Genomic DNA, 13,793 nt, shown 5'->3' on the forward strand with positions numbered 1-13,793 from the left:
CTCAGTGCCCCCCATGCTCGGCTTCGCCCCAGGAACTTGAAAGGCCGAGCTCGGCCTTCAGGGTGAAACTATTGGCGTGGGCGATGCGTTCCTCGCCACTAAGGCCGGAATTGACGATCACCATATTGCCCGCCGGCTGGCCCAGAGACACGGGCACGGCACGGAAACCATCGTCCGTCCGCACGAAAACCGTCGGCCGGCCTTCCACCGTCTGCACGGCGCTTTCCGGCACCAGAATCGCGGCGCTGCCGGCAGCGTCGGCCAGACGGATCGAAGCGGTCACCGGCTCGCCCAGCCGCCATTCCCCTGCCCTGTTGTCCAGCAAGGCAATGGCGCTCACCAGCCGCGTCGCCGCGTCCAGCACCGGCGAGACATAGTGGATGCGCGCCACGGCCCGTCGCTGGCCGGAGACCAGTTCCACCTGCTGGCCGGGGCGAACCCGCCCGGCGTCCGCCGGATTGAGCGAGAGGTTCACCGAAAGCCGCGACAGGTCCGCCAGCCGGAACAGTTCCGCGTCCGGCGCCACGGTTTCGCCCAGCACCGCCCGGCGCCCGACGACATGGCCGCCAATGGGCGCACGAATGGCAATGCGGTTGAGGCTGCCGCCCGCGCCGCCCGCCGCCGACTGTTTCTGCTGCGCCAGCCGCAGGGCAATCCTTGCCTCCTCGGCGGCGGTGCGGGCTGCGATCAGATCCTGCTCGGGTGTCACCCGCTCGGCGAACAGCATCTGCTCGCGCTTCAGGCTAGATTCTGCCAGCCGCAGTCGCGCCCGCGCCGCTTCCACTTCCGCGTTGAGGGAAGCCGCCTCGCTGCTTTCAACGATCGCCAGCGTGTCGCCGCGCCGCACCGGCTGACCGAGGTTGCGGGTCAACGACACAACGCGCCCGCCGATCGCCGCCGACACCAGTTGCGTTCGTTCCGGGTCGCCTTCCAGCATCGCCGGCAGCGAAATAGCGCCGCCGCCGGACTTCGTCGGGCGAACCAATGTGATCCCGGCCGCCTGAATCTGCGCGGCGGTCAAGTCGATATGGCCTTCCTCTTCGCCATGCTCGGCTTCCACAGCGGTTTCGGCGGGAGTGGCCTCAGGGCCGGAACAACCGGCCGCCAGCAAAGCCAATAGGGAGAGCGGCAGCGCCGCCCGATAGGGAGAGATCATTGCGAATTTCCTGATTGGGCCGGCGCGCGGGCGGTCAGGCGCTCCAGGCGCGCAACGGCGATGTGGGTGGCAAGCTGCGCGTCGATGGCGCGGGCGCGGGTTTCCGAAAGGGCGCGTTCCGCCTCCAGCAAGTCGAGCTGGCCGAACTTGCCATTGGCATAGCCGATGCGGGCGATGCGGGCGCTTTCCTCGGCGGCGGCCAGAGCCGGGCCGGTCGCCGTGCCGGCGATGGCGGCGGCGGTTTCGGCTTCCGCCTGCGCGCGCTCCACCTCCTGCTCCAGTTGCAGCCCTGCATGGCGGCTGCGCGCCTCGGCAGCCTGCCGCTCCGCCCGCGCCTGTTCCAGCGCCGCCCTGCCGTTGCCGAACAGCGGCACCGGCAACGACAGGCTGACAAGCGCGGCGTTGCTGTCGCTCTCGGCAAATCGCCGCGCGCCCACGCTCAGTGTCAGGTCGGGCACCCGTTGCGAGTGGGCCAGCCGCACCCCGGCCTCCGCAAGCGCCACCTCGGATTGCGCGGCTGCCAGCGCCAGCGAACCCGACGCTTCGCGCTTGTTCCAGGCGGGCGCCGCCGCGAACCAGGCGGAATCCAGCCGGCCATCCCATGGCGCCCCCACCAGCCGCGCGAGCGCCAGACGGGCGACCGTTTCGGCCCTTGCCGCGCTTTCCACGGCCGCGTCGGCGTTGATCCGCGCCAGTTCCGCGCGCTGCGCTTCGATGGGCGATGCACGCCCGGCCTCCACCCGCAGCTTTGCGGCGCGCAGACCCTCGGCGGCGATCCGCGCCTCATCGCGGGCGACCGCCAGCCGCTTCCCGGCCGCCAGCGCCAGCGCATAGTTTTCGGTAACCGCCAGCTTCAGGTCTGCCTCAGCATTGGCACCCGCTATCGCCACCTGCCCGAGGCCGGCATCGGCAGCGGCCAAACGAGCCGAACGCTTGCCGCCCAATTCCAGCGGCAGGCCGAAACTAACCGTCCCCTCGGCGCTGCGCGTGCCGCGGTAATCGCCACGGCCGCCGAAATTCTCCATTTCGAAGCTGAGGCTGGGATTGGGTCGGAGCCCGGCGACGGTCCGCGCAGCGGCGGCGGCTCGCCCCTCGGCGCCAGCGGCTTCCAGAAGCGGCGATTGCCGTTCGGCCAGTTCCAGCGCCCGCGCCAGCGTGAATATGGCGCCGGGTTCCCCCGATGCCGGTGGTTCCGCCCGCGCCACGGAGGCGAAGGCGCATACGGCCAGAATGGCCGCCTGCAAGCTTTGCATGAAATTCTCCTGTCAGGATCAGGTGGCCGGCGCGCAAGGCACCGGCAACGAATGTCCTGTCAGGCGATGGGCGGGCGCAGATGGCTTACCGGCGGCGCCTGCGAAAGCCGGAACAGGCCGAGGGCGAAAGTCGGTTCGCGGGAAGGTCCGAACTCCCCCGCTTCGATGCGCGGCAGCGGCGCCACCACATGATGGCCGTGGCAGCCGCCATGCTGGTGCAGCGCGCCGGCATCGCCCCGGCCATGATCGCCCTTGCCGGTATCGGCACCCAGTTCCACAATCGGCTCGCACATCTGTTCCGCCGCGTGGACGCTGTTGCTGACCAGCAGGGCAAGCGCCAGCAGCAACCCCAGCAGCAGGGCTGGCAATCGCGATTTCCAGATCAGCTTGTCACTGTCTCGGCGCATGGCGGATCGTCATACCTCGAACGAATCGGAACGCAACCTATATGCACCCTGTAGCAGATACGGGGTCAAGCCCGGTGCAACGCGGCCGGCGGCAAAGGACAGGCGATGAAGATAGGCGAGCTGGCGCAAGCCACCGGAACCAAGGTCGAAACCGTCCGCTTCTATGAAAAGATCGGCCTTCTGGACGCTCCGTCGCGCACCCGGAGCAATTACCGCGCTTATGGCCCCGCGCATCTGGGCCGGCTTTCCTTCATCCGCCGCGCCCGCGATCTCGGCTTCTCACTCGATCAGGTGCGGGCTCTGCTCTCCCTGTCGGACGATCCCGAGCAGCCGTGCGAGGCGATAGACGCAGTGGCCCGGGCGCATCTGGAAGAAGTCGACCGCAAGCTGGCCGACCTGAAGGCGCTGCGACAGGAATTGCAGCATCTGCTCGGCCAATGCGGCAGCGGGGTCGTCTCTACCTGCCGCATCGTCGAGGCCCTCAGCCCTGGCTGACGGCCTTTTCCGCGCTGTCGCCGGAGAACAGTTCCGCCAGCCACGCCGCCGAGGGCATGCGCCGCAGCACCGCCAGGATCACGATCATGATCTGCACGCCGATGAAGGCGCCCGGAATGCCCCAGAAGATCGCCCAGAAGAACACCGAGAACAGCACCAGCACCGCAGACATGGACAGCGCGTTGCCGGCCATCAGCGGCTCGATATAGCTGCCCAGCACGAAGTTGATGATGCTGGTGCCGCCGGCCGCCAGCACGACCATCCACAGGCTTCCGAACTGCGCGGCGGTGAACAGGGCGATCGCCACCGTCACCAGCAGCGGCCCGATGAAGGGAATGAAGTTCATCGTCCCCACCAGGATCGCCCAGGCCAACGGCTCCTCCAGCCCGATGATGCGGAAGAAGATATAGCAGACCAGCGTGTCGATCAGGCTGACGACCAGCCGGACCTTCATGTAAAGGCCGAACTTCGCCGACACGTCCTTCACCACTTCGGTGACTTTCAGGTTCGGCCGATCGGCTTCGATCTTCGCCATCCGGCGGGCCATGCCGTCCAGTTCTGTCAGCCCCAGCACCGCGAACACGAACACCAGCAGCGCGAAGCCGCTGATAAGCCGCGCCTGCTCCACCAGGGACATGATCGGCCCGACGACCCAGCGCGGATCGAAACTGGCGGGCAGCAGGACGTCCAGCGGCATATCCTGCTTTGCCAGCCAGAGGTTCACTTCCCGATAGGCCGCGTCGAACTGCCCCAGATTGGCCATCACCCAGCCGGCGACCTGGCTGATTCCCCAGAAGACGATGGAAAAGAAGACGAAAAGCACGGCCAGCGTCAGCGCCACCGTCAGCAGCATCGCCAGCCCCTTGCCCACCACGGGCCGCAGCTTGTGCATGAAGGGCGCGGTCAGCGCGATGATGAACAGGGCGAACACCAGCGGCTCGAAAACCGCCCGGCCGAAATAGAGGAGCAGCATGGCGCTGACGATGCCCATCAGCAGCAGCGCCAGCCCCGTGCCAGTCCGCTTGCCGCCCGCTTCCAAAGCCATGCACGCCCCCTTTGGTCGAACCGATCGAACCGGAGCCGTGCCCGGACTTCATAGGCTTAGACACGAACTGCGTGACAATTTCCAGAAGGATGATCTGGCGGGGGGAGTCATGGTGCTGCCGGGGAGGATTGAACTCCCGACCTCAGCCTTACCAAGGATGCGCTCTACCACTGAGCTACGGCAGCAAGCCATGACATTCGACGCGGGGAACAGCCGTTCCAGCCTGCGGTGGCGGGGCGCTTGCATGAGCCAAGGCCGGAAGTCAAGCCGGACAAGGCCCGATCAGCCCTTTCCGGGGCTGTTCTGCTGGCAGACCGGCAGCTTCAGCGTCACCATCAGCCCGCCCAGATCCTCGCTTTCCGCCAGTTGCACGCTGCCGCCATAGATGCCCGCCACGTCGCGCACGATCGCCAGCCCGAGGCCCGTTCCCGGCTTCCCTGTGTCCAGCCGCGAGCCGCGCTCGAACATCGTCTCGCGCAGCTTCACCGGAATACCCTGCCCGTCGTCCTCCACCTGGATCTGCAACAGGCCGGCATCCTTGCCGCTGCCCTCGCTCAGCGTCACGAAAACCCGGCCGCCGCCATATTTGGCGGCATTGTCGATCAGGTTGCCGGCCATTTCCTCCAGGTCCTGACGCTCGCCCCGGAACACCAGATTGCGGTCGCCGGCCACGTCGATCACCACGCCGCGCTCGGCATAGATACGCTCGATGGCGGTCACCAGCCGTTCGAGCGACGGCCAGACCGGCGCCCGCGCGGTGGAGGCGTTGCGCCGCCCCATCGCCCGCGCGCGCGCCAGATGGTGGTCGATATGCCGGCGCATGGTGGAAAGCTCCCGCACTACGGCGTCCGCCAGATCGGGCGAGCGGGCCGCCGCCTCGTTTGTCAGCACGCTCATCGGAGTCTTCAGCGCATGCGCCAGATTCCCGGCATGGGTTCGGGCTTCTTCCGCAACCTTTTCATTATGTTCCAGAAGTGCGTTCAATTCCTGCACGAGCGGCGCCACCTCGGGCGGCACATCGTCCGTCGGCGCCCGGCTGGCCCGGCCCGAGCGGATGGCGGCCAGATCAGCAGAGATCTTGCGAAGCGGCATCAGGCCGATGCTGGCCTGCAATACCGCCAGCAGCAGCAGCCCGGCGCCCAATGCCCCCAGCGACAGCCAGAGCGTCCGCCGCACATCCGCCAGTTGCGCATCCAGTTGCCCGGTGCTCTGCGCCACCTGAAAGCGCCAGGTGACGGTGGAACCGGGAATGATCCCGTCGCGCTCGATGATCCTGAGCGGCTCGTTGCGAAAACTGCCCGAACGGGTGACGCAGGGCTCGACACAGGATTTCGAGAAATCCACCGGCAATTCCCGGTCCCACAGCGAGCGCGAGCGGAACGGCGCCCGATTCTCCGCGCTCACCTGCCAGTAGAGGCCGGAATAAGGCTCGCTGAAGCGCGGATCGACGGGCGGCCGGTTGAAGCGCACCTCGCCAAAGGGGTCCAGTTCGGCCGCCGCCAGCATGGCGGGAATGGATTCGGCCAGCTGGTCGTCGAAGTTGCGGGTGATGGTGCCGGTCACGATCCGGTCGAGGGCGATTCCCCCCACCAGCAGCAGCGCCGCCGTCCAGATGGCGGCGAGCAGGACGATGCGCCGGCTGAGCGAGCCGGGCGCCCTGCGGCGCGCCGGAACGTCCCCCGGGGCCGGAGGCGGAAATGCCGGCGGCGCCGGCCCGGCGGCCGGCGCGGCGCCCGCCTCAGCCCTGGAGGCTGTAGCCGAGCCCACGGATGGTGGTGATGAGGTCGGCGCCCAGCTTCTTGCGGATGCGGGTGATGAAAACCTCGATCGTGTTGGAATCGCGGTCGAAATCCTGATCGTAGATATGCTCGATCAGTTCGGTGCGGGAAACCACCTTGCCCTTGTGGTGCATCAGGTAGGACAGCAGCTTATATTCCTGCGCCGTCATCTTCACCGGCTCGCCGTCCAGCGTCACCCTCCCCGAGCGGGTGTCGAGCCGGACGCCGCCCGCCACCAGTTCCGAGGAGGCGTTGCCGCTCGCCCGGCGGATGAGGGCGCGCAGCCGGGCGATCAGTTCTTCCGACTGGAAGGGCTTGGCGAGATAATCGTCGGCCCCGGCGTCCAGCCCGGCCACCTTGTCGGACCAGCTGTCGCGCGCCGTCAGCACCAGCACCGGCATCTTGTGCCCGGCCTTGCGCCAGCGGTCGAGCACGGTCAGCCCGTCCACCTCCGGCAGGCCGAGGTCGAGAATGACGGCGTCATAGGCCTCGGTCTCGCCGAGATACTGGCCTTCCTCGCCGTCGTGCGCGCTGTCGACCGCATAGCCGGCGGACTCCAGCGTCTGCCGCAGCTGCCGCGCGAGCGTGGGTTCATCCTCGACGATCAGAATCCGCATTCCATGCCACCTCTCGAAAGCCGGCCATGGCCGGCGTGCCCCACTTGCCGGCGGCTATTGCCGGACGGCGAGTTCGCGCCCGGTCCGCCCGTCCATATCCACCCAGACGACATTGCCGCTGGGACGCATGAACTTGAAGCGATAAATGTTGCGCGAGATATCGGGCTCGACCCCCAGATACTCGCCGCGGCCGATGGAACTGGCGCGGCGGTAGAGTTCGTCGAAGCTGCGGTTCTGTCCGGACTCCCGCTGGTTGCGCGCATGTTCCTGATCGGAAATCTCCCGCCCCTGCGGGCGCGGCGCGCCGGGATCGCGCTGGAAGAAGGCATGGGCCGGGCCGCCGGCCACCAGCAACAGGGTCGCGGTGGAGGCCACGATCAGGCGGGCGCCGCCGTCGGTCCCTGCGAGGGGGGGAATGGGAAGATGTTTCATCGCTCTTGTGCAACCTTGCGGCGGAGGTAGGCCCAAGGCCGTGAACAAGTTCTGAATAGGGCACTCACGGTGACCTTGGTTGCCTCATGGGCCGGCACATGGCAAGCGCCCTCGCCATGGCAGCCCCTATCATTTCCCTCGAAGACATACTGCTGCGGCAGGGCGACGGCATATTGTTCGAAAATCTCTCGCTTTTCATCGGCGCGAAGGACCGTCTGGCGCTGATCGGCCGCAACGGCGCCGGCAAGACGACGCTGCTGCGCCTGATCGCCGGCACGCTGGAGCCGGATCGCGGCCGCCGCTCGGTGCAGCCTGGATCGAAGGTGGTGCTGCTGCCGCAGGACCCGCCGGTTGCCGGCTTCGAGACTCTGGCCGATTTCGCGCTGGCCGGAGACGACGCGCCGCCGCGCCACGCGGTCGAGTCGATCGCCACGCAATTGGGGCTGGACCTGTCCACCAGGGCCGCGACCGCTTCCGGCGGCGAGCGTCGTCGCGCCTCGCTCGCCCGCGCGCTGGCGCAGGAGCCCGACCTGCTGCTGCTGGACGAGCCGACCAACCACCTCGATCTGGAAGCGATCGACTGGCTGGAATCCTGGCTCAACCGATTCAACGGCGCCTTCCTCGTCATCAGCCACGACCGGACCTTCCTCACCCGCCTGACGAAGGCCTGCCTCTGGCTCGACCGGGGCGAGATGCGCCGACAGGAAGTCGGCTTCGGCGGTTTCGAAGCCTGGACGGAAGCCGTCTATGCCGAGGAAGCCCGGCAGACCGAGAAGCTGGACACGAAGATCGCGCAGGAACTGCACTGGCTGCAACGCGGCGTGACCGCGCGGCGCCGGCGCAACCAGGGGCGGCTGGAGCGGCTGCACCTGATGCGCGCCGAGCGCCGCTCGATGCTGGGCGTGCAGGGCACCGCCAAGCTGGCGGTCGCTTCCGACGACAGCAAGTCGAAGATGGTGATCGAGGCCGAGAGCATCTCGAAAAGCTACGAAGGCCGCGAAATCCTCAAGGATTTCTCCATCCGCATCCAGCGCGGCGACCGGATCGGAATCGTCGGCCCGAACGGCGCCGGCAAGACCACGCTCCTGAAGCTGCTGACCGGCGAGATCGAGCCGGACACAGGCCAGGTGAAGCGCGCCAAGACCCTGACGGGGATCACCATAGACCAGCAGCGCAAGCTGATGGACCCGAACAAGCGCGTCCGCGACGTGCTGGCGGACGGCGGCGACTGGATCACCGTGCGCGGCGTGAAGAAGCATGTGCAGGGCTATCTGAAGGAGTTTCTCTTCCCGCCCGGCGTGACCGACGCGAAGATCGGCACCTTTTCCGGCGGCGAACGCTCCCGCCTGCTGCTGGCGCGGGAATTCGCCCGCGAATCCAACCTGCTGGTGCTGGACGAGCCGACCAACGATCTCGATCTCGAAACGCTGGACCTGCTGCAGGAAGTGATCGCCGATTATGAGGGCACCGTCCTCATCGTCTCCCACGACCGGGACTTCCTCGACCGCACCACCACCATGACCATCGGCCTCGATGGTTCGGGCCGCGCCGATATCGTCGCCGGCGGCTTCCGCGAACTGGAAGCCCTGCGCGAGGCCCGCACCGCTGCCCGCCGGCCGGCGCAAAACAAGGCAGCGGTCCCCTCCCCTGCCGAACGGCCGAGGGACGGTGCCCAGAAGAAGCTGAGCTTCAAGGATCAGCATGATTTCGAAAAGCTGCCCGGCAAGATGGCCGAACTGGAAGCCGCGATCGCCGAACGCGAGGCGAAACTCGCCAACCCGGACCTTTATACGAAAGACCCCAAGGCGTTCGACCGGCTGACGGGCGAAGCGGCGAAGCTCCGCGACGAGCTGGCCGCGACCGAGGAACGCTGGCTCGAAGTGGCGGAAAAGGCCGAGGCGCTCGGCTGAGCGTCATTTCTGCGCGGGCAGCAGTTCGAGCAGGCCATGGGTGAAGCCGCGCGGCGCCACCGTCACATGGTCCTCGTCGTTCAGCACTTCCGATTTCAGCACGAGTCCGGGATAGTTTCGCGCCTTCAGCCGGCGTTCCAGCGCGCGGTTGTCCGCCACCATGTCGGTGCGCCTGTTGTAGCGCGGGTCGCCCTCCTTCACCGCTTCATATTCGCCGACATACATATAGACATGCGCTGGCAAGTCCTTGTGCGCCCTGGCATAAGCCTCTTCCCATCCGAAAGCGTGCCGCTTGTCGAACCAGAGCGAGGGGCTGCCCAGGATATAGCCGCTGAACATCTTCGGCTCGGTAAACAGGATTTGTGCGCCCAGCAGTGAGCCGTAGGAATGGCCCAGGAACAGGCTGCGCCCGGGGTCGGCGCGGAAGCGGCTTTCCACGAAGGGTTTCACCTGCTCGCGGATATAGGCCTGATAGGCGGCGCCCCCGCCATGCACGTCGCCGGGAGGGCTTCCGGCCGGGCCGTTGGCGGTCGGCGTGTAATCCCGACGCCGGCTGGTCATCCCGCCGTCGCCCTTCGCATAGGAGAGGCCGACGAGGATGAATTCCTCCACCCTCGGGCCTTCCACATTCAGCCGCCGGCCGATCTGCCGGACCAGCGGAAAGGCATAGTCGGCGTCGGTCACATAGAGCACCGGATAGCGCCGCCCGGGCTCCTCACCATAGGAAGGCGGCAGGTTCACGAACAGCTGATAGGCGCGCCCCGACACCGGGTCGGGCACGTCCCACACCTCGGTTCCAAGCACTTCATAGGGAAGCCCGTTGCCGCGCTGCGCGCCATTCGCCGAAGCCGCTGGCGCCTTCTCAGGCTGGGCACTGCCGCTGCAGGCTGCCATGGAAAAGGCGAGCAAAGCGCCGCCGACGATAAGGAACTGCTTCAAAACCGACCCCGATCCGGACAGGAAAGACGGCAAGTCCTTGCGGCCGAGAAAGGGGCAGGCAATGCCCGATCAGACGGCTTTGCGTTCAGCCGCCCGGAAGTCGCGCCAGCGGCTGGTCAGGCGAACTCGGCGCCCGCGCAAGGCTCCATGTCCACATGCTCGGCGTGCGCGCCCTTCCCGTGCAGCGGCGGCGAGTCCACGCAATTGGCGCGAATGAAGGCTTCCTGCTGCGGCGCGATGATCTCCCGCCACTTGCGGCCGTTGAAGATGCCGTAATGGCCGACATTCTCGACCATCAGATAGCGCTTGCGGTCGTCCGCCAGATTGACCGCGAGATCGAGCGCGGCCTTGGTCTGGCCGAGGCCCGAGATATCGTCCCGCTCGCCTTCGATCGCGAGGATGGAGACATCGGCGATGGCGCCGGGGTCCACACGCACGCCGCGGTGCATCATCTCGCCTTTGGGCAGCAGGTGGCGCTGGAACACCACATCGATGGTCTGCAGGTAGAATTCGGCCGTCATGTCGCAGACGGACCGATATTCCTCGTAGAAGGTCTTGGTGGAATCCGCCGACTCGCCATCGCCCTGAACCAGATGCTTGAACATTTCCCAATGGGAAATCATATGGTTGCCAAGGTTCATGGACATGAATCCGGCAAGTTGCAGGAAACCCGGATAAACCTTGCGGCCGCCGCCCGGATAATAGAGCGGCACCTTGGCGATCACATTCTGCTGGAACCAGGCATGAGGGCGCTGCATCGCCAGCTCGTTGACGGCGGTCGGCGCCCGGCGCGTGTCGATCGGCCCGCCCATCATCGTCAGCGTGCAGGGCAGCGCCCGATGCTTCGAGGCCGACATCAGGCAGACGGCCGCATAGACCGGCACCGAAGGCTGGCACACCGCCAGGATATGCGCGCGCGGCGAGCCTGGCGGGGTGATCACCGAAAGCCAGTCGATCAGATAATCGATATAATCGTCGAGATCGAAAAGGCCTTCCGACAAGGGCGTCATCTTCGCGTCGCGCCAGTCGGTGATGTAGACATCGTGATTGGGCAGCATCCGCTCCACGGTGCCACGCAGAAGCGTCGCATAATGGCCGGACATCGGCGCCACGATCAGCAGCTTCGGGTCGTTCGCGGGCGCGCCGTGGCGGACGAATCGCTTCAACTGGCCGAAGGGCTTGCGGTCGACGATTTCCTCGGTGACCGGCACCGGCTTTCCGTCGATCAGCGTGCTGTCGAGGTTGAAGGGCGGCTTGCCGCGCGGCGCGGCGGCGTGGGAAAACACGTCCAGCGCGGCGGCCGCGACTTCGCCGGCCCCGGTATAGGCCAGCGGATTGGCCGGACTGCCCCACCAGGCCGCGCCGAGTCGAGCGGCGGCACTGGCTCCGCTCAGCCAGCCGCGTCCAAGCTCATAAGCATCATACAGCATCCATAAACCCTTTGCAGCTTCCGCATTTACCAGCGATGAGCCTCCGACGATGCAACGATAATGTCATACATGCCGACCACGCTTTCGCCTACACTGAAAAAGCTAGCCCTCCTCACGGCATTCTGCACATGTTTTTTGCACCGCAGCACAAATTTACATCCGTCCTGACCTGAAACTTCCGGAGATTTCCATGGCCGACACGCCCGACGCTCTTCGCCCCCTCTCCGGCCGCCGCGCGGCCGTCACGGGTTCCACCAGCGGAATCGGCCTCGCCGTTGCCGAGGCGCTGGCGAAGGCCGGCGCCGATGTCGCCATCAACGGCTTCGGCGACCATGAGCCGGCGCTTCGGCAAGTGGGCGCGCACGGAACCAAGGTGGTCTTCGCCGGCGCCGACCTTTCCAAGGGGGCAGAGGCGCAGGCCTTCGTCGCCGACGTGCAGAAGCAGCTGGGCGGGCTCGACATTCTGGTGAACAACGCCGGAATCCAGCATGTCGCCCCGGTCGACGAATTCCCCGACGACAAATGGGACGCGATCCTCGCCATCAACCTCTCGTCCAATTTCCACACGATGAAGGCGGCGATTCCGGCGATGAAGGCGCAGAACTGGGGGCGGATCGTGAACATCGCCTCGGCGCACGGGCTGGTCGCCTCGCCCTTCAAGTCCGCCTATGTCGCCGCCAAGCATGGCGTGCTCGGCCTCACCAAGTCGGCGGCGCTGGAACTGGCGGAAACGCTCGTCACCGTGAACACCGTCTGCCCCGGCTTCGTCGACACGCCGCTGGTGCGCGGCCAGATCGCCGACCAGGCGAAGGTGAACGACATGAGCGAGGAAGATGTGGTGAAGAACATCATTCTCGCCTCGCAGCCGACGAAGCGCTTCATCACCGCCGAGCAGGTGGCCGGCACCGTGCTGTTCCTCTGCTCCGACGCGGCGAGCGGCGTGACCGGCTCTTCCTTCAGCATCGACGGCGGCTGGACGGCGCGCTGACGACAGGCGGCGCCGGGCCAGGCCCGGCGCCCGTCAACCCTTGTAGAGATAGTCCCGTGTCAAGGGCACGGCATCGCGCTGGCGCGTCAACTGCAACTGGTAGACGACATGGTCGTCGTGGCGGAAGGCGAGGATCGCGCCGCCCAGATAGAATTCCCACATGCGGAAGAAGCGCTCGTCGTAAAGCGCGACGATCTCCGCCTTGCGCGCCCGGCAGCGCTTCAGCCAATGCTCCAGCGTGTAGGCGTAGTGCAGGCGCCACACTTCTATGTCCGCCACCCACAGATAGGCGCGCTCCACATGCGGCATCATTTCGCTGAGCGCCGGGGTATAGCCACCGGGGAAGATATATTTGGCGGTCCAGGGGTCGGTGGCGCCCTTGCCCCCTGCCCGGCCGATGCTATGGACCAGCGCCACCCCGTCCGGCGCCAGCAGGCTCGCCACCTTGTCGAAATAAGCGAAATAGTTCGGCCGCCCCACATGCTCGAACATGCCGACCGAGACGATCCGGTCGAACGGCCCTTCCACGTCGCGATAGTCCATCAACTCGTAGCGGACCTTGCCGTCTATCCCCAGCTCCTTCGCCTTCGCCCGGGCGTATTTCAACTGTTCTTCGGACAAGGTCACCCCCAGCACCTCGGCGCCGGAAAGCTTGTGGATATGCCGCGCCATGCCGCCCCAGCCGCAGCCGATGTCCAGCACCTTCATCCCGGGATTCAGGCGGAGCTTAGCGACGATATGGTCGAGCTTGTCGCGCTGCGCCCGGTCCAGATCGCTGTCCGGCCCGACATTGCCGTCGCGGAAGTAGCCGCAGCTATACTGGCGCTCCTCGTCCAGGAACAGGTCGTAGAGCTTGTCGGAAAGGTCGTAGTGATGCGCCACATTGCGCTTCGAACGCGCCCGCGCGTTCCACTCGTCCCATTTGGCGGCGATCCGCTGCTGGTTCCACAGGCTGACACGCAGCGCGTTCCCCCGGTCCCAGCGCAGGTTGCGGCCGACGACGTCCAGCAGGTCCATCACATCGCCGCTCTCGACGATCAGCCGCCCGTCCATAAAGGCTTCGCCGGCGCCCAATGTCGGATTGGTGGCGATCTTCCGCTCCGTCGCGGCGTCCGTCAGCCTCAGCTTCACCGCGGTCGCCGCGGGATCGCCATAGCGGTGAACATGCCCCGCATGGTCCTGGATTTCCAGCGCGCCCCTGGTGATGGCGCGGCGCAAAAGTCGATCTAGAAGCCACATAACCGATCCTTCTGACTATGGGCGGCGCGCTAGGCAAGCCTCGGAAAGAGGGGCGAAAGCGCCTTCATGGATGACCGGACGTAATTTCATTTGCCTGTCATATC

General features: G+C 66.5%; 13 protein-coding genes and 1 tRNA gene. 3 read left to right on the plus strand and 11 right to left on the minus strand.

The window, feature by feature from the left end:
* Nucleotide 1 precedes the first annotated feature (1 nt).
* Genes L6Q21_RS04020 through L6Q21_RS04030 form a run of 3 tightly spaced genes read right to left on the minus strand, consistent with a single transcriptional unit; the run spans nt 2 to nt 2,816 of the window.
* On the minus strand, nt 2-1,156 hold the full coding sequence (locus L6Q21_RS04020; RefSeq protein WP_237829258.1) for an efflux RND transporter periplasmic adaptor subunit: 1,155 nt from the start codon (nt 1,154-1,156) through the stop codon (nt 2-4).
* Nucleotides 1,153-2,409, minus strand: a complete 1,257-nt coding sequence (locus L6Q21_RS04025) for a TolC family protein (RefSeq protein ID WP_237829260.1) — start codon at nt 2,407-2,409, stop codon at nt 1,153-1,155. The genes L6Q21_RS04020 and L6Q21_RS04025 overlap by 4 nt, the downstream gene beginning before the upstream one ends.
* Before the next feature lie 59 nt (nt 2,410-2,468).
* Nucleotides 2,469-2,816, minus strand: a complete 348-nt coding sequence (locus L6Q21_RS04030) for a hypothetical protein (protein WP_237829261.1) — start codon at nt 2,814-2,816, stop codon at nt 2,469-2,471.
* A 105-nt stretch (nt 2,817-2,921) separates the two neighbouring features.
* Here L6Q21_RS04030 and L6Q21_RS04035 point away from each other — a divergent pair, with 105 nt between their 5' ends.
* Nucleotides 2,922-3,311, plus strand: a complete 390-nt coding sequence (locus tag L6Q21_RS04035) for a MerR family transcriptional regulator (protein ID WP_237829262.1) — start codon at nt 2,922-2,924, stop codon at nt 3,309-3,311.
* Here L6Q21_RS04035 and L6Q21_RS04040 read toward each other — a convergent pair.
* The 5 genes from L6Q21_RS04040 to L6Q21_RS04060 form a co-directional block, all read right to left on the minus strand.
* Nucleotides 3,298-4,356, minus strand: coding sequence for an AI-2E family transporter (locus tag L6Q21_RS04040; protein ID WP_237829263.1), 1,059 nt, complete (start codon nt 4,354-4,356; stop codon nt 3,298-3,300). The genes L6Q21_RS04035 and L6Q21_RS04040 overlap by 14 nt on opposite strands.
* Nucleotides 4,357-4,466: 110 nt before the next feature.
* Nucleotides 4,467-4,541: transfer RNA gene (locus tag L6Q21_RS04045), tRNA-Thr, on the minus strand.
* A gap of 97 nt (nt 4,542-4,638) precedes the next feature.
* Nucleotides 4,639-6,123, minus strand: a complete 1,485-nt coding sequence (locus L6Q21_RS04050) for an ATP-binding protein (protein ID WP_237829264.1) — start codon at nt 6,121-6,123, stop codon at nt 4,639-4,641.
* Nucleotides 6,095-6,751 (minus strand): response regulator transcription factor, encoded by a 657-nt coding sequence (locus L6Q21_RS04055; RefSeq protein ID WP_237829265.1) that lies wholly within the window; start codon nt 6,749-6,751, stop codon nt 6,095-6,097. Before L6Q21_RS04055 ends, L6Q21_RS04050 begins: the two co-directional genes overlap by 29 nt.
* Nucleotides 6,752-6,805: 54 nt before the next feature.
* Nucleotides 6,806-7,183, minus strand: coding sequence for a hypothetical protein (locus L6Q21_RS04060; protein ID WP_237829268.1), 378 nt, complete (start codon nt 7,181-7,183; stop codon nt 6,806-6,808).
* Between the two features lie 116 nt (nt 7,184-7,299).
* Between L6Q21_RS04060 and L6Q21_RS04065 the strand changes: the two genes are divergently transcribed.
* On the plus strand, nt 7,300-9,093 hold the full coding sequence (locus tag L6Q21_RS04065; protein ID WP_237829269.1) for an ABC-F family ATP-binding cassette domain-containing protein: 1,794 nt from the start codon (nt 7,300-7,302) through the stop codon (nt 9,091-9,093).
* A 3-nt stretch (nt 9,094-9,096) separates the two neighbouring features.
* Here the strand turns inward: L6Q21_RS04065 and L6Q21_RS04070 are convergent, their stop codons facing one another.
* Nucleotides 9,097-10,032 carry an alpha/beta hydrolase gene (locus L6Q21_RS04070; RefSeq protein WP_237829270.1) on the minus strand — a complete coding sequence of 312 codons (936 nt, stop codon included), beginning with the start codon at nt 10,030-10,032 and terminating at the stop codon, nt 9,097-9,099.
* Nucleotides 10,033-10,148: 116 nt separating this feature from the next.
* Nucleotides 10,149-11,462, minus strand: a complete 1,314-nt coding sequence (locus L6Q21_RS04075; RefSeq protein WP_237829271.1) for a polyhydroxyalkanoate depolymerase — start codon at nt 11,460-11,462, stop codon at nt 10,149-10,151.
* 190 nt (nt 11,463-11,652) lie between these two features.
* On the opposite strand from L6Q21_RS04075, the gene L6Q21_RS04080 reads away from it, so the two are divergent.
* Nucleotides 11,653-12,450 (plus strand): 3-hydroxybutyrate dehydrogenase, encoded by a 798-nt coding sequence (locus L6Q21_RS04080; protein ID WP_237829272.1) that lies wholly within the window; start codon nt 11,653-11,655, stop codon nt 12,448-12,450.
* Between the two features lie 33 nt (nt 12,451-12,483).
* On the opposite strand, the gene L6Q21_RS04085 is transcribed toward L6Q21_RS04080, so the two are convergent.
* Nucleotides 12,484-13,689 (minus strand): SAM-dependent methyltransferase, encoded by a 1,206-nt coding sequence (locus L6Q21_RS04085; protein ID WP_237829273.1) that lies wholly within the window; start codon nt 13,687-13,689, stop codon nt 12,484-12,486.
* Nucleotides 13,690-13,793: the final 104 nt, after the last annotated feature.

It is taken from the genome of Sandaracinobacteroides sayramensis (genome assembly GCF_022014495.1).
GTDB classification, from domain to species: Bacteria; Pseudomonadota; Alphaproteobacteria; order Sphingomonadales; family Sphingomonadaceae; genus Sandaracinobacteroides; species Sandaracinobacteroides sayramense.

Excerpts from the sequence above, each read along its gene's own strand:
- L6Q21_RS04020 (WP_237829258.1), bottom strand. The coding sequence starts at position 1,156 with ATGATCTCTCCCTATCGGGCGGCGCTGCCGCTCTCCCTATTGGCTTTG.
- L6Q21_RS04025 (WP_237829260.1), bottom strand. The coding sequence starts at position 2,409 with ATGCAAAGCTTGCAGGCGGCCATTCTGGCCGTATGCGCCTTCGCCTCC.
- L6Q21_RS04030 (WP_237829261.1), bottom strand. The coding sequence starts at position 2,816 with ATGCGCCGAGACAGTGACAAGCTGATCTGGAAATCGCGATTGCCAGCC.
- L6Q21_RS04035 (WP_237829262.1), top strand. The coding sequence starts at position 2,922 with ATGAAGATAGGCGAGCTGGCGCAAGCCACCGGAACCAAGGTCGAAACC.
- L6Q21_RS04040 (WP_237829263.1), bottom strand. The coding sequence starts at position 4,356 with ATGGCTTTGGAAGCGGGCGGCAAGCGGACTGGCACGGGGCTGGCGCTG.
- L6Q21_RS04055 (WP_237829265.1), bottom strand. The coding sequence starts at position 6,751 with ATGCGGATTCTGATCGTCGAGGATGAACCCACGCTCGCGCGGCAGCTG.
- L6Q21_RS04060 (WP_237829268.1), bottom strand. The coding sequence starts at position 7,183 with ATGAAACATCTTCCCATTCCCCCCCTCGCAGGGACCGACGGCGGCGCC.
- L6Q21_RS04065 (WP_237829269.1), top strand. The coding sequence starts at position 7,300 with ATGGCAGCCCCTATCATTTCCCTCGAAGACATACTGCTGCGGCAGGGC.
- L6Q21_RS04075 (WP_237829271.1), bottom strand. The coding sequence starts at position 11,462 with ATGCTGTATGATGCTTATGAGCTTGGACGCGGCTGGCTGAGCGGAGCC.
- L6Q21_RS04080 (WP_237829272.1), top strand. The coding sequence starts at position 11,653 with ATGGCCGACACGCCCGACGCTCTTCGCCCCCTCTCCGGCCGCCGCGCG.
- L6Q21_RS04085 (WP_237829273.1), bottom strand. The coding sequence starts at position 13,689 with ATGTGGCTTCTAGATCGACTTTTGCGCCGCGCCATCACCAGGGGCGCG.